The organism is Aquabacterium sp., from assembly GCF_036273115.1.
Lineage (GTDB): Bacteria > Pseudomonadota > Gammaproteobacteria > Burkholderiales > Burkholderiaceae_C > Aquabacterium.
On the sequence record NZ_DASUIN010000034.1, the window covers coordinates 1 to 16,024 of the forward strand.

Genomic DNA, 16,024 nt, shown 5'->3' on the forward strand with positions numbered 1-16,024 from the left:
AGATCAGTGGAATTGTTCTTCTTCGGTCGAGCCGGTCAGGGCCTTCACGGAAGACGAACCACCTTGGATCACGGTGGTCACGTCGTCGAAGTAGCCAGCGCCCACTTCTTGTTGGTGCGACACGAAGGTGTAACCCTTTTCACGAGCTGCGAATTCGGGCTCTTGCACCATGTTGACGTAGTGCTTCATGCCTTCGCCGCGAGCGTAAGCGTGGGCGAATTGGAAGGTGTTGTACCAGTTGACGTGGATACCAGCCAGGGTGATGAACTGGTACTTGTAGCCCAGAGCCGACAGGTCTTCCTGGAAGGAAGCGATCTGCGAGTCGTTCAGGTTCTTCTTCCAGTTGAAGGAAGGCGAGCAGTTGTACGACAGCAGCTTGCCAGGGCAAGCAGCGTGCACAGCTTGAGCGAATTCACGAGCGAAGCCAATGTCTGGCACGCCGGTTTCACACCACACCAGGTCAGCGTAAGGAGCGTAAGCAACGCCACGGCTGATGGCTTGCTCCAGACCGTTCTTCACGCGGTAGAAGCCTTCTTGAGTGCGCTCACCGGTGATGAAAGGCTTGTCGTTGTCGTCGCAGTCGGAAGTCAGCAGGTTAGCGGCTTCAGCGTCGGTACGAGCCAGAACGATGGTGGGCACGCCCATCACGTCAGCGGCGAAACGAGCAGCGATCAGCTTTTCAATGGCTTCACGGGTAGGAACCAGAACCTTACCGCCCATGTGACCGCACTTCTTCACGGCAGCCAATTGGTCTTCGAAGTGAACGCCAGCTGCACCAGCGGCGATCATGTTCTTCATCAGTTCGAAAGCGTTCAGAACGCCACCGAAGCCGGCTTCAGCGTCAGCCACGATAGGCAGGAAGTAGTCAACGAAGCCTTCGTCGCCTGGGTTGATGCCACGGCCCCACTGGATTTCGTCGGCGCGCTTGAAGGTGTTGTTGATACGACGAACCATGGTAGGCACGGAGTCGTATGCGTACAGCGACTGGTCGGGGTACATGGTTTCGGAAGTGTTGCCGTCAGCGGCGACTTGCCAGCCAGACAGGTACACAGCTTCCAGGCCAGCCTTGGCTTGTTGCATGGCTTGACCAGCGGTGATCGCGCCGAAAGCGTTCACGTAGCCCTTCTTGGCACCGCCGTTGACCTTTTCCCACAGCTTTTCAGCGCCGCGCTTGGCCAGGGTGTACTCGGGCTGCAGGCTGCCGCGCAGGCGAACAACGTCAGCAGCGGAGTAGCCGCGCTTGACGAGCTTCCAACGGGGGTTTTCGGCCCAGTCTTTTTCCAGGGCAGCGATTTGCTGTTCACGGGTGAGTTGAGTCATGACGATCTCCGGGGGTTGAAGGGAGTACTAGAAAACCCGTAAGTCTACCGTGTTTCTACCAAAATGCCAAAGACTTGTGTCTTATATAAGACTGACCCCTTCAAACACGGGGCATTCCGGCAAAAGCGCACGCCACGACACCTCCACACAAGCCCCAAAAAGCAAAAAGCCGCCGGAAGCTCCGACGGCTTTGCTCCTGGCTCACCCAAATCAGCCCATGACCGACATCAGGTGAAGCAAGCCCAATGAATCAGGCGTGGTCCTTGGCGTAGGCAGCCAGACCACCAGTGACTTCGGCCTTGGCGGCATCAATGCCATCCCAGCCCACCACCTTCACCCACTTGCCGGGCTCCAGATCCTTGTAGTGCTCGAAGAAGTGCTTGATCTGGCTGACCAGCAACTCGGGCAGGTCCTCCATCTTCTGGATGCCCTTGTACATGGGGCAGATCTTTTCGGTGGGCACGGCAACCAGCTTGGAGTCGCCGCCAGCCTCGTCTTCCATCTTCAGAATACCCAGAGGGCGGCAGGGAATGACCACACCGGGCTGCAGGGGGAATGGGGTCACAACCAGGACATCGACGGGATCGCCGTCGGCAGCGATGGTCTGAGGCACATACCCGTAGTTGCAGGGGTAGTGCATCGAGGTGCCCATGAAGCGGTCCACGAACACGGCGCCGGTTTCATGATCGACCTCGTACTTGATCGGGTCTGCGTTCGCAGGAATTTCGATGATGACGTTGAAGACGTCAGGCGCCTTGGCACCAGCTTTAACTTGCAGCAGGCTCATGGTGTTGTCACGAGTAATGGAATTGGGAAAACGCGCAAGTGTAGGCCAAGCCACCTGAGACTGGCTACCCCGCCCTTCAAGCAGAGGGACCGCCGCGCAGCGAACCGAGTCATTTACAGACTTTTGCTGCACCGCACAAAAAGGCCTTGCACAAAATTTTCAACCGCCTATACTACGCATCATGTTGCAGTGCAACACAACTTAATCAACACCCAACGGAGATCCGACATGCTGACTGCTGAACAACTGCTGGCCACCCACAAAGCCAACATCGCCACCCTGTTCGACCTGGGCCAGAAGGCATTCGAAGGCGTGGAAAAGGTTCTGGAACTGAACCTGCAAGTCGCCAAGACCACCATGGACGAAGTGGCTGAGCACACCAAGGCTGTGCTGGCTGTCAAGGACGCCCAAGAGCTGCTGGCTCTGCAAACCAGCCTGCTGCAACCTTCCGCTGAAAAGGCTGCCGCTTACGGCCGTCACCTGTACGACATCGCTTCGAGCACCAGCTCTGAAGTGAGCAAGCTGGCTGAGTCGCAAATCGCCGAAGCCCAGAAGAAGTTCGTGTCCGTCGTGGACAACGCCGTGAAGAACGCTCCCGCCGGCACCGAAAACGCCGTTGTTCTGGTGAAGTCGGCCGTTGCCGCTGCCAACAATGCTTTCGACACCGTTCAGAAGGCTGCCAAGCAAGCCGCTGACGTCGCTGAAGCCAACTTCCAAGCCATCACCAACACTGCTGTGAAGGCTACTCAAGCTGCTACCAAGGCTCCTCGTAAGGCTGCCTGATCGAGACGCTGAGAAGGTCAAAGCGCTCGGATTACAAAACTTTGCAAGGTTTTCGAACCTGGCCCTTGAACTTTGACCCGAGAACCGAATCTGAGAGAAGCCGCCCTGAACAAGCGGTACTCCCTGAAAGGTTGTCTCCTCGGTACCTCTTGAACCTTTTCTAAGGTACCTTTCAAGCCCGGTGGCTCGCCATCGGGCTTTTTTTATTTCCGAACATGATTCCCTGGCTGGAAACTGGCACCCCTTTCCCCCCAACTGATGCAGCACTGGGGCCTGACTCTGATGCGCCGGGTCTGCTGGCTGCCAGTCAGGAACTGAACGTGGCTCGCTTGCAGGAGGCCTATCGAGCAGGCATCTTTCCTTGGTTCAGCCCTGGGCAGCCGGTGTTGTGGTGGTCGACCAACCCACGCATGGTGCTACCCACCCAAGAGTTCAAACTGTCTCGCTCTCTGCGCAAGACCCTGCAGAAGTTCCGCGTGAGCCCTGCCTGCGAGATCCGGATCGATCACGATTTCGACGGCGTGATCAAGGCCTGCGCCCAGACGTCCAGAGAGGGGCAGAACGGCACTTGGATCGTGCGCGACATTCAGCAAGCCTACCGTCAATGGCATGAACTAGGCGCAGTCCATTCATTTGAAACCTGGGTCGATGACCGACTGGTAGGCGGACTGTACGGGGTGAATCTGGGGCGCATGTTCTTCGGCGAATCGATGTTTGCCTGGCAAACCGACGCGTCCAAAATTGTATTGGCCGCACTGGTTTGCTTTTGCCGGGAATACGACATCGATGTGATCGACTGTCAGCAAGAAACGCGGCATCTGGCCTCCTTGGGGGCTCGCCCCTGGCCTCGCGAACAGTTCGAGACTCATTTGAGGGGGACGGTCGACCTCGATCCCCCCCGAAATTGGTCCTATGATCCAGCTTTCTGGTGCCACCTGCTAGACGAGTGACTCACCTCAAAGATCTTCCGCTGGCCTCGTTGCAGTTTTATGCAACCGCGCCCTACCCCTGCAGCTATCTGCCTGATCGCTCAGCCAGATCGCAGGTGGCCACGCCCAGCCAGTTGATCAACGCAGATGTGTACTCAGGCTTGGTCGCCAATGGCTTCCGGCGCAGCGGCATGTTCACCTATCGCCCATATTGCGACGGGTGCCAGGCTTGCGTCCCCCTTCGCGTCTGCGCCGACCGGTTTCAGCCAGATCGCAGCCAACGGCGTGCGCGCCGAGCCCACCAGGATCTGGAGGTGCGCGTGCTGCGACTGTGCTTCAGCAACGAACACTATCAGCTGTATTTGCGCTACCAGAATGGTCGCCACAAAGGTGGCGGCATGGACCACGACTCAGTGGACCAGTACACCCAGTTTCTGCTGCACAGTCGCGTCAACTCCAGGCTGGTGGAGTTCCGAGCTCCACCCGAACCCGGACAGGAGCAAGGGGCACTGAAGATGGTGTCGATTGTGGACATCCTCAGCGACGGCCTCTCAGCTGTGTACACCTTCTATGAGCCCGACGATCAGGCCAGTTACGGCACGTACGGCGTGCTGTGGCAAATCGAACAGGCTCGCAGCCTGAATCTACCCTATGTGTACCTGGGATACTGGATCGCGCAGAGCCCGAAGATGTCCTACAAGACCCAGTTCGCGCCACACCAGGTTCTGATCGGGGGGAAATGGCGAGAACGGCAGGACCGCAACCAGCCGGGATTCGGCAGCACGGCCCCGATGCCGCTGTCGCCCCTCAAGGCTGAAGGATGATGTGACCGGATACGGTCACAGACAACACGCCCTTACCCGGCTCGGACGGCAAAGGCGCATCAGCGGCTTCCATGGCCTTGGCACGCATCGCATACAAAACGGGTGGGCGCCCCTCAAACCCAGGCTCCGTCGATGACACCGATACGTTGCCCAGCGTATAGCTCTTGAACCCGAAGTCCTTGGCCATCGATTGAGCTCGAGCACGGAAGCGCGCGATGGCCTGCGTGGTCAAAGCCGACTCCCTGGCTTCACGCAAGCTGCGCGAGAGACCGTAACTCACCTGAACCACATTGAGTTGGTTCAAGCGCCCCACCAGTTGATGGACACGAGCAATATCGGTCCCCTCCACCACCAACTGCGCCAAACCTTGCCACCCCACGATCTTGCCGTTGTTGCCGTACCGAGGCGACACGGAGAAGACCCCAGTTCGGAGGTCCAAGCCACCATTGGGCAGGACGTTGGGTCGAGCTTCCTGCAAGGCACCATCCAACACGGACTTCAGAGCCGTTTGCACATCGGTTGAAACCGATCCCTCTTTGATGACCTGGAGGGTGACCGAGACCTGGTCCTGCACCAACTCTTCGGTGGCTGCCGCGCTGAAGTTGACCACTCGCTCGGGACTCGGCTCCGCGTGTGCATGCCCCTGGACCGCCGCGGCTGCCACCACCCCCCAAGCCACCAACCGACGGACCGAGCCCAGTTGCCGCAAAGCCAAACGACTGGAGAAATCAGAAAAACCATGCATTTGAAGTGCCCCCATAGCCATGATCAAAACAACGACCGATCACCAGACAAGTGCCTGGCACCAGAAACTTCAACGCACCATAGCGCAAGATGGTCGACCACCCTGCCCCATGAATCATTCGACTTGACGAGTGAGTCGCCATCCCGCAATATTTGTAACAACTGGTCAACAGCGCGATTTTGGTGCCTGCAAAGTGCGCACAATCAGGCTCTGTTACAAATAGACCGAGGACCGAATCATGACTTCGACGCCCGCACCGCAGCGTCCCGACCGCATTCTGGTGGTCGATGACGACGCCCGCATTCGAGATTTGCTGCGTCGCTACCTGAGCCAGGAAGGCTTTGAAGTACTGCTGGCCGAAGACGCCAAGGCTTTGAACCGCCTTCTGACCCGGGAAACAGTCGACCTGATCGTGCTGGATCTGATGCTGCCCGGTGAAGATGGCCTGTCGATCTGTCGCCGCCTGCGTGCCGCCAACGACGTGACCCCCATCATCATGCTGACGGCCAAGGTGGAAGACGTGGACCGCATCGTGGGCCTGGAAGTCGGCGCGGACGACTACCTGCCCAAGCCCTTCAACCCACGAGAGTTGCTGGCCCGCATTCATGCGGTGCTGCGCCGCCGCCCCGCCCAAGAGGCACCCGGTGCGCCAGCCAAGGAAGCACAGACAGTTCAGTTCGGCCCCTTTGAGTTCGATCTGGCCTTACGCCGCCTGAGCAAGGAAGGCGAGCCGATTGCCTTGACCACCGGCGAGTTTTCGATGCTCAAGGCCTTGGTTCGCCACCCTCGCCAACCCTTGTCGCGCGACAAGCTCGCGCAGTTGGCCCGTGGCCGTGAATTTGAACCCTTTGACCGCAGCCTGGATGTTCAGATCTCGCGATTGCGCAAAATGATCGAACCAGACCCCGCACAACCACGTTATATCCAAACCGTGTGGGGCGTAGGCTATGTGTTCGTGCCGGATGGCGGCGCTTGATTTGGTGACACATGCCTAGAAAACGGTTCGCGCTCAGTCTCTTCTGGCGCACGTTCATTTTGCTGGCTGTCTTGTTGACAGCGGGGATCTTTGCCTGGGTTCAGACTTTCCGAGCCCTGGAGTTTGAACCGCGCGCGGTGCAAGCCGCACAACAGATTGCCAGCCTGGTGAACCTGTCACGCGCGGCTTTGCGCTATGCAGACAGCATCAATCGGGTCACGCTGGTCAAAACGCTGTTTGACCAGGAGTCGATCACACTCAAACCCCATGAGCCAGGTGACAAGTACGACCCATTTGAGGTCAGCCGCTTTACCCGCGCGATCGGAGAAGAGTTGCGATCTCGGCTAGGACCGTCCACCGTGGTGGCCAGCAATGTGAACGGCACACCGGGCTTGTGGGTGGGCTTCCAGATCGAAAAAGACAACTACTGGCTGCAGGCAGATAGCAGCCGGGTCGAACCCATGACGGGCAAGACCTGGTTTATCTGGGTGGGCATTGCTTTCGTGGCAACCATCTTGGGTTCTGCAGCGATTGCCCGCCTGATCAACCAGCCCCTGAAAGAGTTGTCTTTCGCAGCCAGCCGCATTCGTGAGGGCGAATACGATTCGGTCCTGGACGAAACCATGATCACCCGCGAAATTCGTGAGGTGAATCAGGGCTTCAACCGCATGGCACGAGAGTTGGCCAAGGTGGAAGAAGACCGTGCCGTGATGCTGGCCGGTATTTCACACGACCTGCGCACCCCACTGGCCCGTGTTCGGCTGGAAGCCGAAATGAGCGTGGAGGACGAAGAGGCCAAGCGCAACATCGCGGCCGACATCGACCAACTCGACGCCATCATCGACAAGTTCATGGACTACGCCCGCCCCGGCGATGTTCAACTGGTGCCGGTGCACGTGTCGACCGTGGTGGACAAGGCCATCAGCCAGTTCCGCGACACCAAGCGAATTCGCATTTCCGCCAAGCTGCCGATCGACACCAAAGTCATGGCCGACGAGACCGAACTGGGCCGCGTACTGACCAACCTGTTCGAAAACGCCCGGCGCTACGGACGCAACACCTACACGGGTGTGACCAATGTGGATGTGAGCTACACGCGCTCGGGCTCCTGGGTGATTCTGTCGGTGCGAGACCATGGACCTGGTGTGGCTCCCGAAAAACTGCACCAGTTGACCACGCCGTTCTTCCGCGGTGACGCCGCGCGCACGGCAGCAACAGGTGCCGGTCTGGGCTTGGCCATTGTGGACAAGGCTTTGCAACGCATGGGCGGCGCATTGGAATTGGCCAACGCCCCCGATGGCGGCCTGATCGCCCACATCAAGCTCAAGCGCGCCCCTTGAGGCGCCCTCTTCGCGCCCCAGGGAGCCCGGGAGGGCCTCCCTGCGAGCAACACACCGCCCCGACTTTCAGTTGGGGCGCTTGGTCAACAAGCAAATGGCCCTGGCCTCGATGGCCTTGTATTCACCCACTGGGCCCATCTTCTCGGCGGTTTTGGCTTTCACATTGACCGCCTCAGCAGCGACCCCCAATGCCTGAGCAATGCGTTCACGCATGGCCGGAATATGTGGCGCCATTTTGGGCGCCTGGGCCACGATGGTGCTGTCCACATTGCTCACGCACCACCCCGCCTGTTGAACTCGAGATGCAGCCTCTTTGAGCAGCACGATGGAATCGGCGCCTTTGAATTGCGGGTCGGCATCAGGGAAATGACGGCCGATATCGCCCAAGCCTGCCGCCCCAAGCAGTGCATCGGTGATCGCATGCAACAAGGCATCGGCATCAGAGTGCCCCAGCAGCCCGTGACTGTGCTCGATTCGAACACCCCCGAGGATCAAGGGACGGCCTTCGACCAACGCGTGGGTGTCCCACCCTTCACCAACTCGGATCTGCATGACGTGAACTGAATACCTCGGTTTTGGAGAGGGGGGATTATCCCACCCGGCGGCATATGCACCAAAATGAGACACACAACCAGTCGCACCAAGCAAAAGCACCATATAAGTGCGCAATAAGATTCCGCACACCAAAAAATCGGACAACCGCACCAGCAAACACCCACAATCACCACATTGGCACATTAATTGCTTCACATTGGTGCTCCACTTGCACCACGCCGCGCATTCGTCCGAATTGCCCACAACTGGTGCACCGCTCTTCTTTCTTTGACGTCAGCCCACTCCCATGGATCAACTCAAACAAGGCACCGACACGCTATTCATCCTGCTAGGCGCAGTCATGGTGCTGGCCATGCACGCAGGTTTTGCATTCCTTGAACTGGGTACAGTTCGGGGCAAAAACCAAGTCAATGCCCTGGTGAAAATTCTGGTCGATTTCTGCGTGTCGACCATCGTGTACTTCTTCGTGGGCTACACCGTCGCTTATGGCGTGGACTTCTATGCGGGCGCAGGCACGCTGGCGCAGAACAATGGCTACGCCCTGGTGAAATTCTTTTTCCTGCTGACGTTTGCCGCAGCCATTCCCGCCATCATTTCGGGCGGTATTGCCGAGCGCGCCAAATTCGGCCCCCAACTGATTGCGACGGCCTTCATTGTGGGCGTGTTCTACCCCCTGTGCGAAGGCGCTGTGTGGAACAACAAATTCGGCTTTGAAGATTGGCTGCAACGCCTGACAGGCGGCCAACTCCACGATTTTGCTGGCTCGGTGGTGGTGCATGCCTTCGGTGGCTGGATCGCGCTGCCAGCGGTGCTGATCCTGGGTGCTCGCCGCAACCGCTATCGCAAAGATGGCGCCATGTCTGCCCATCCACCTTCCAGCATCCCCTTCCTGGCTCTGGGCTCGTGGATTCTGGCCGTGGGCTGGTTTGGCTTCAACGTGATGAGCGCACAAACCATCGACAAGATTTCCGGCTTGGTGGCAGTGAACTCGCTGATGGCCCTGGTGGGCGGCACGTTGGTGGCGGTGCTGATGGGCAAGAATGACCCCGGCTTTGCCTACAACGGACCCTTGGCTGGCCTGGTGGCAGTGTGCGCGGGCTCCGACATCATGCACCCCGCTGGCGCCCTGGTGGTCGGCGGCGTCGCTGGCGCCTTGTTCGTGGCGATGTTCACCTTGGTTCAGAACAAGTGGAAGATCGATGACGTGTTGGGCGTATGGCCTCTGCACGGTATGTGCGGCGCCTGGGGCGGCATTGCTGCCGGCATCTTTGGACAAACGGCGCTTGGCGGCGTCGGGGGCGTCAACCTGGGAGCCCAGGTGGTCGGCACCGTCTGCGTTGTGGCACTGGCGTTGGTCACAGGAGGACTGGTATACGGCATCTTGAACAAGGTGGCGGGCCTGCGCTTGAGCCATGAGGAAGAGTTCGAAGGCGCCGACCTGTCGCTGCACCGCATCAAAGCCACGCCTGAGCAGGAGGTGTCCTGGTAATTCCCGGCCCGTCCGCTTGAACTCGTTGAGACATCACCAAATAGCCAAATTGGACAAATTGGCTATTTCAGCTAAAATGCAGCCATTGATGTTTGGAGGTGTCTCATGACTGCCTTGAACCTGCGCCATTTCCGGGGCGATGAAGTAGAAGTTCCCGAGTTTTCCGCCACTGAAGCCAAAAACAGTTTTGGCCGGGTGCTGGATACGGCGTACAGCCAGGGCATGGTCGCCATCACCAAACGCGATCGCGCCACGGCGGTGGTGCTGTCGCTGGACGCTTACCAAGCCCTGATCAATGCGCAGTCGCGACCGCTGTCTAGCCTGAGCCATGAGTTTGATGACCTGTTGGCCAACATGCAGGCCCCGGCTGCGCGCGACGCCATGCTGGATGCGTTCGACGCTTCGCCTGAAGAAATGGGGCAAGCCGCGATGGCAGCCGTCGCCAGATGAGTTTGATCCAGGCGTTCGCCACAACAGAACGAGCCGTCTGATCGGGCAGAATTCAAACCAGATGATTCAAGCGCACTTCGGTGCGCTTGATGCTTTTCAGAACCCCAAAAAATTCAGCGAGACCCATCGTGGCCCAGGCCCCAACGACTTCCCCGGCACCCAGGCTGTTTGTGCTGGCCGGCACCAACGGCGCCGGCAAGAGCAGCATTGGCGGCGCCACCATTCGCGCTCGAGGCGGGCACTACTTCAACCCGGATGAGGCTGCCGCCCGTATTCGCGCCGAGCAACCGCACCTGAGCGCCACCCAGGCCAACAGTGCGGCCTGGCACGAGGGCAAACGCCTGTTGCAGCAGGCCATCGCGCAAGGGTTGGACTACAACTTTGAAACCACCTTGGGCGGGCGCAGCTTTGCCAAGTTGCTGAAAGATGCGGCTGAGGCGGGCTTTGAGGTTCGCATCTGGTACGTGGGACTGGCCAGCCCGGAGCTACATCTGTCGCGCATCAAGGCACGAGTCCAACACGGTGGACATGACATTCCTGAGGCCGACGTACGTCGCCGCTTTGATCAAAGTCGACTGCAGTTGATCGATCTGCTGCCGCACTTGACCGAGCTGCGTGTGTACGACAACAGTACCGAGGCCAGCCCACACCAAGGCCAAGCCCCACGGCTGCAACCGGTACTACATTGGAAGCGCAGCGGTCAGAAGGCTGCGCCGCAAGTCTTGGCCCCGAGTTCGCCTGAGGCGCTGGCGCAGACGCCGGAGTGGGCCAAACCGATCGTGATGGCGGCGATCAAACTCGCAGCAGGCGCTCGGCCAAAGCAAAGTCGCCCGGCCAGGTCACCTTGAAGTTTTCGTAGTCACCACGAACCAGCAGCGGCTGGTGCCCGAGGCCTTCAATGGCGCTGGCTTCGTCGGTGATGGACGCCGCCAACTCGGGTGCGCTCAAACCCAGCATGAGTGCCGGGCGCAGCAAGCCAACGCGGAACATCTGCGGCGTCTGCGCCGCCCATTTGGCTGAGCGATCAATGGTTTCCACGGCTCTGGTCAGACCATCGGCATCCTGCGCAGAGGCTTTGAGTGTGTCGGCCAGCGGCAAGGCCAGAATGCCTCCGACTTCGTCTGGCAGACAGGCGTCGATCAGTCGATTCACTGCGTCGACACTGATGAGGCAGCGAGCAGCGTCATGCACCAGAACCCAGTCATGAGGCTGAGCGCCACGCTCCAGCAATTCATTCAATCCGTTGGCCACGCTGTGCGCGCGTGATGCCCCACCGACCCGAGCCACCCACGCACCATCGCCCTGCCAATCAGGCACATGGCGCTCAAACTGATCATCTTCGGGAGACAGCACGACCAAGGTCGCATCAATGCGAGGCACAGCACGCAGCGACGCGAGGGTGTGCGCCACCATGGCCCGCCCTGCAACGGGGTGGTACTGCTTGGGGCCGCCAGCCCCCGCCCGCTCGCCGACACCGGCGCAAGGCACCAGGGCAAAACAGCGGGGCTGGAAATCAGGAGAAGCAATCGTGAGCGACATGGGGGAATTGTCGCGCACCTACAATGCCTCATCGTCTGAAACACGCCTGCACACCCCAGCCCTGGTGGTTTGCGGGCGCTTTGTCATTTCTGCTCGGCCATGCTCCCCAAGCTTTCGATTCCCAGCCTGTCTACCGGTAAACGCTTTGCCCTGCCCCGCCCGATTGGTTCGTCAGATGCTTTGCTGATCAGCCAATTTGCCAACGCCCAGAAACAGGCGGGCAAGTTGACCGCGGTGATCGTGGCAGACCCAGCGGATGCGGCCCGGTTGTTGGACGAGATGGCGTTCTTCGAGCCTTCGCTGCGCTGCGCGGTATTTCCTGACTGGGAAACCCTGCCGTACGACACCTTCTCACCACACCAGGATCTGATCTCGGAGCGACTGGCCACCCTTTGGCGAGTTCAGCAAGGCGTGAAGGCGGAGACCGGGGTAGACCTGGTGTTGCTGCCTGCCACAACCGCCCTCACGCGCCTGGCGCCACCCTCGTTCCTGGCGGCCTATACCTTCCATTTCAAGCAGAAGCAAAAGCTTGACGAAGCCAAGCTGAAGTCGCAACTGACCCTGGCGGGCTACAACCATGTCAGCCAGGTGGTGTCGCCCGGCGAGTATGCCGTTCGGGGCGGCTTGATTGACCTCTACCCCATGGGCTCGCCCGTGCCTTATCGGGTGGATTTGTTTGGCGATGAGGTGGACTCGATTCGTACCTTTGACCCCGACACCCAGCGCAGCCTGTATCCTGTGCCCGAAGTGCGTCTGCTACCCGGTCGCGAGTTCCCGATGGACGATGAGGCACGTGGGGCGTTCCGCGACCGCTGGCGTGAGAAGATCGAAGGCGACCCAACCAAGTCGCGCATCTACAAGGACATGGGCACGGGCGTGGCCACGGCAGGCATTGAGTACTACCTGCCTTTGTTCTTTGATGAAACAGCCACCATCTTTCAGCACCTGGGTGAGCAGGCCCAGGTCGTCTTGCATGGTGACATCGACGAGGCCCTGCGCCGCTTCTGGGTGGAAACGCGTGAGCGCCATCGCTTCCTGCAACACGACCCCGAGCGCCCCATTCTTCCGCCGGAAGACTTGTTCCTCAAACCCGAGGACTTCTTCACCCTGGCCAACGCGCATGCGCAACTGGCCATTCGTGGCAGCGAGCCGGTGGACTGGGCTCGCCCCCTGCCCAGCCTGAGTGTGGAGCGCGGCGGCCAAGACCCCCTGCGCAGACTGGAGCAGTACCTCTCGCAAACGACCTATCGCACCTTGATCGTGGCCGAAAGTGCTGGCCGACGCGAAAGCCTGCTGGAGTTGCTGCGCGACCATCGCATTGAACTGCCCGCGATCGACAGCCTGAAAGCCTTTGCAGAAAGCGATCACCAGCGCGCCATCGTGGTGGCCCCCTTGGCTGGCGGCTTCATTTGGCAAGAGCCAGGTCAGCCTGGACAAGGCCTGCAGTTCATCACCGAGACCGAACTGTTTGATGCAGCCCCGACCACGCGTCGCCGCCGCAAAGCCGAACAGGCCACCGATGTCGATTCGCTCATCAAGGATTTGTCTGAGCTGAACGTGGGCGACCCCGTGGTGCATGCCAACCATGGCATCGGGCGCTACCAAGGTTTGATCAATCTGGATTTGGGCGATGGCCCGTCCGAGTTCCTGCACCTGGAATACGCCGACAAGGCCACGCTGTATGTGCCAGTGTCGCAACTGCACCTGATCAGCCGCTACACGGGGGTCAGCCCAGAAGAAGCGCCGCTGCACAAGCTGGGCTCGGGTCAATGGGACAAGGCCAAGCGCAAGGCCGCAGAACAGGTACGCGACACCGCCGCCGAGTTGTTGAACCTGTACGCCCGTCGCGCGGCGCGCGAGGGCTTTGCCTTCCGCTTCAACGCACAAGACTACGAAGCCTTTGCCGCCAGCTTTGGCTTTGAAGAAACGCCCGACCAGTTGGCCGCCATCCACGCCGTCATTCAGGACATGATCAGCCCCCGCCCCATGGACCGCCTGGTGTGCGGCGATGTGGGCTTCGGCAAAACCGAAGTGGCGCTGCGGGCCATGTTCATGGCGGCCACCTGCGGCAAACAAGTGGCGCTGCTGGCCCCAACCACGCTGCTGGCCGAGCAGCACTACCAGAACATCTCTGACCGCTTTGCGCAGTGGCCCGTGAAGGTGGCCGAGATGTCACGCTTCCGCTCGCCCAAGGAAATCAAAGCCGCGATGCAAGGCATTGAAGACGGCACCATCGACATCGTGGTCGGCACCCACAAGCTGCTGAGCGAATCGGTGAAGTTCAAGCGCCTGGGTCTTTTGATCATTGACGAAGAACACCGTTTTGGCGTGCGCCATAAAGAGGCCATCAAGGCGATGCGCGCCGACATCGATGTGCTCACCCTGACCGCCACCCCTATTCCGAGAACCTTGGGCATGGCCATGGAGGGTCTGCGCGATTTGAGTGTGATTGCCACGGCCCCACAGCGCCGCCTGGCCATCAAGACCTTTGTGCGCAATGAAAGCTCGGGGGTGATCCGCGAAGCGGTGCTGCGCGAACTCAAGCGTGGCGGCCAGATCTACTTCCTGCACAACGAAGTCGACACCATTGAGAACCGCCGCGACAAGCTGCAGGAACTGCTGCCCGAGGCCCGCATTGCCGTGGCTCACGGCCAAATGCCCGAGCGCGAACTGGAGCGCGTGATGCGCGACTTCGTGGCGCAGCGCTACAACGTGCTGCTGTGCTCCACGATCATCGAAACGGGCATTGACGTGCCCTCGGCCAACACCATCATCATCAGCCGCGCAGACAAGTTCGGCCTGGCCCAGTTGCACCAGCTGCGGGGCCGTGTGGGCCGCTCGCACCACCAGGCTTATGCCTATTTGCTGGTGCCCGATGTGGAAGGCCTGACCAAACAAGCGGCGCAGCGCCTGGAGGCCATCCAGAACATGGAAGAGCTGGGCTCGGGCTTCTACCTGGCCATGCACGACCTCGAAATTCGTGGCGCAGGCGAGGTGCTGGGCGACAGCCAGAGCGGCAACATGATGGAAGTGGGCTTCCAGCTCTACAACGACATGCTGGCCGAAGCAGTGCGCGCCTTGAAGTCAGGGAAAGAGCCGGACCTGCTCTCGCCTTCGGGCATGTTTGGCAGCAACACCGACATCAATCTGCATGCCCCGGCCCTGCTGCCCGATTCCTACTGCGGCGACGTGCATGTGCGCCTGAGCCTGTACAAGCGCCTGGCCACCACCGATTCGCTCGACAAGATCGAAACCATGCTGGAAGAGATCGTGGACCGCTTTGGCAAGCTGCCCCCCCAAGCCCAAGCCTTGTTTGACACCCACAAGTTGCGCGTGATGGCCAAGCCCTACGGCGTGATCAAGATCGATGCGGCACCGAGTGTCATCAACGTGACCTTCCGGCCCAACCCGCCGGTGGAGCCCATGCGCATCATTGAGCTGGTTCAGAAGAACAAGCACATCAAGCTGGCGGGCAATGACAAATTGCGCATCGAAAAAGAGCTGAAAGACCCCAAGGACCGCGCCCAGTACGTGCGGGACCTGCTGCGAACCTTGGGCCAGCCGATCAAAGCCTGATCAAGATAGATCACCCTGCTGATGACGCTCGACATCTTCCAGCGCCATCAGCAGGCTGGCGCGATCCGTTTCAGCCACCTGACGCCAAGGCCGGCCCGACAGCGCCCCCTCCAGCGCCCACAGCAGGTTCAAGCTGGCGGCAGGCCACACGGCTTTGGTCCGCACATACGCCACCACTGCACCCAACTGCCTGAGCGCGTCTGCGTTGGGTATGCCTGCTTTGATCAGCATGTCACGACTCTTGGGCCCCAGGTTGGGCAGGTCTTGTAGTTGGCGTGAGGCGACCCCGCAGAGTTTCTCTGTCGCTGCATCCGCCACCGAAACCTGGCGACCGCTTCCTGCTCTGGACCTTCTGGATTCAGCCTTGTCTCGCTGGCGAATGGCAGCATCGACCCCCAGCTTGGCCCATTCAACCATGGCCTCGCGATCGTCATACGCCTCGTCTGGTGCCTGGTAGTACTTCAAGGCAGAGACCTTACCCCGCGCTTCATACTGAAACGGTGCCAGCCCACGCGCTTGAAAACGTCCAACCGAGACCTCATCCACCTTGATGTAGACACGGTCGTCAAGCAGCAAAGCGAACATCAACCCATCAAGGTAGACCCCAAACCCACCGAACATAGGGCGCGCCTGAACTGCCCCTAGCCCGGACATAGACTCGACCACGTATTGAGCAAAAGCCTGCTTGGCGCTTTGCTTGGGTGTCATGGC

The 16,024-nt window shown here is 59.9% G+C and carries 15 protein-coding genes; 9 read left to right on the forward strand and 6 right to left on the reverse strand.

Annotated features, from left to right (window positions below; genetic code table 11):
* Nucleotides 1–3: 3 nt before the first annotated feature.
* Together aceA and ppa are read right to left on the reverse strand one after the other, a co-directional pair.
* Nucleotides 4–1,320, reverse strand: a complete 1,317-nt coding sequence (gene aceA, locus VFW72_RS15410) for an isocitrate lyase (RefSeq protein ID WP_329675176.1) — start codon at nucleotides 1,318–1,320, stop codon at nucleotides 4–6.
* Between the two features lie 250 nt (nucleotides 1,321–1,570).
* The gene (gene ppa / locus VFW72_RS15415; protein WP_329675177.1) at nucleotides 1,571–2,107 is read right to left on the reverse strand and encodes an inorganic diphosphatase; all 537 of its coding nucleotides are present in this window, start codon (nucleotides 2,105–2,107) and stop codon (nucleotides 1,571–1,573) included.
* 228 nt (nucleotides 2,108–2,335) lie between these two features.
* Here ppa and VFW72_RS15420 point away from each other — a divergent pair, with 228 nt between their 5' ends.
* The 3 genes from VFW72_RS15420 (at nucleotide 2,336) to VFW72_RS15430 (ending at nucleotide 4,643) form a co-directional block, all read left to right on the forward strand.
* On the forward strand, nucleotides 2,336–2,890 hold the full coding sequence (locus tag VFW72_RS15420; protein ID WP_329675178.1) for a phasin family protein: 555 nt from the start codon (nucleotides 2,336–2,338) through the stop codon (nucleotides 2,888–2,890).
* Nucleotides 2,891–3,105: 215 nt separating this feature from the next.
* Complete coding sequence (gene aat, locus VFW72_RS15425) at nucleotides 3,106–3,840, forward strand: leucyl/phenylalanyl-tRNA--protein transferase (protein WP_329675179.1); 735 nt, start codon at nucleotides 3,106–3,108, stop codon at nucleotides 3,838–3,840.
* A complete protein-coding gene (locus VFW72_RS15430) occupies nucleotides 3,837–4,643 on the forward strand; it encodes an arginyltransferase (protein ID WP_329675180.1) in 807 nt (268 codons plus the stop codon). The genes aat and VFW72_RS15430 overlap by 4 nt, the downstream gene beginning before the upstream one ends.
* Here the strand turns inward: VFW72_RS15430 and VFW72_RS15435 are convergent.
* Complete coding sequence (locus VFW72_RS15435) at nucleotides 4,627–5,403, reverse strand: SIMPL domain-containing protein (RefSeq protein WP_329675181.1); 777 nt, start codon at nucleotides 5,401–5,403, stop codon at nucleotides 4,627–4,629. The genes VFW72_RS15430 and VFW72_RS15435 overlap by 17 nt on opposite strands.
* Nucleotides 5,404–5,626: 223 nt before the next feature.
* Here VFW72_RS15435 and ompR point away from each other — a divergent pair, with 223 nt between their 5' ends.
* Both ompR and VFW72_RS15445 read left to right on the forward strand, forming a co-directional pair.
* Nucleotides 5,627–6,364: a two-component system response regulator OmpR gene (gene ompR, locus VFW72_RS15440; protein ID WP_329675182.1), complete on the forward strand. Its 738-nt coding sequence runs from the start codon at nucleotides 5,627–5,629 to the stop codon at nucleotides 6,362–6,364.
* 11 nt (nucleotides 6,365–6,375) lie between these two features.
* Nucleotides 6,376–7,704: a sensor histidine kinase gene (locus tag VFW72_RS15445; protein ID WP_329675183.1), complete on the forward strand. Its 1,329-nt coding sequence runs from the start codon at nucleotides 6,376–6,378 to the stop codon at nucleotides 7,702–7,704.
* Nucleotides 7,705–7,770: 66 nt separating this feature from the next.
* On the opposite strand, the gene ispF is transcribed toward VFW72_RS15445, so the two are convergent.
* Nucleotides 7,771–8,256, reverse strand: coding sequence for a 2-C-methyl-D-erythritol 2,4-cyclodiphosphate synthase (ispF, locus tag VFW72_RS15450; RefSeq protein WP_329675184.1), 486 nt, complete (start codon nucleotides 8,254–8,256; stop codon nucleotides 7,771–7,773).
* A gap of 289 nt (nucleotides 8,257–8,545) precedes the next feature.
* On the opposite strand from ispF, the gene VFW72_RS15455 reads away from it, so the two are divergent.
* The 3 genes from VFW72_RS15455 to VFW72_RS15465 all read left to right on the forward strand — a co-directional run bounded on the left by VFW72_RS15455 (nucleotide 8,546) and on the right by VFW72_RS15465 (nucleotide 11,046).
* On the forward strand, nucleotides 8,546–9,748 hold the full coding sequence (locus VFW72_RS15455; protein ID WP_329675185.1) for an ammonium transporter: 1,203 nt from the start codon (nucleotides 8,546–8,548) through the stop codon (nucleotides 9,746–9,748).
* A 105-nt stretch (nucleotides 9,749–9,853) separates the two neighbouring features.
* Complete coding sequence (locus VFW72_RS15460) at nucleotides 9,854–10,198, forward strand: type II toxin-antitoxin system Phd/YefM family antitoxin (protein ID WP_329675186.1); 345 nt, start codon at nucleotides 9,854–9,856, stop codon at nucleotides 10,196–10,198.
* 128 nt (nucleotides 10,199–10,326) lie between these two features.
* Nucleotides 10,327–11,046, forward strand: a complete 720-nt coding sequence (locus VFW72_RS15465) for a zeta toxin family protein (RefSeq protein WP_329675187.1) — start codon at nucleotides 10,327–10,329, stop codon at nucleotides 11,044–11,046.
* Here VFW72_RS15465 and ispD read toward each other — a convergent pair.
* Nucleotides 10,991–11,737: a 2-C-methyl-D-erythritol 4-phosphate cytidylyltransferase gene (gene ispD / locus VFW72_RS15470; protein ID WP_329675188.1), complete on the reverse strand. Its 747-nt coding sequence runs from the start codon at nucleotides 11,735–11,737 to the stop codon at nucleotides 10,991–10,993. The genes VFW72_RS15465 and ispD overlap by 56 nt on opposite strands.
* Before the next feature lie 99 nt (nucleotides 11,738–11,836).
* Here ispD and mfd point away from each other — a divergent pair, with 99 nt between their 5' ends.
* A complete protein-coding gene (gene mfd / locus VFW72_RS15475; RefSeq protein WP_329675189.1) occupies nucleotides 11,837–15,313 on the forward strand; it encodes a transcription-repair coupling factor in 3,477 nt (1,158 codons plus the stop codon).
* Here mfd and VFW72_RS15480 read toward each other — a convergent pair whose 3' ends face one another.
* Entirely contained in the window at nucleotides 15,314–16,021 is a 708-nt protein-coding gene (locus VFW72_RS15480; protein ID WP_329675190.1) for a TfoX/Sxy family DNA transformation protein, read from the reverse strand.
* Nucleotides 16,022–16,024 lie beyond the last annotated feature (3 nt).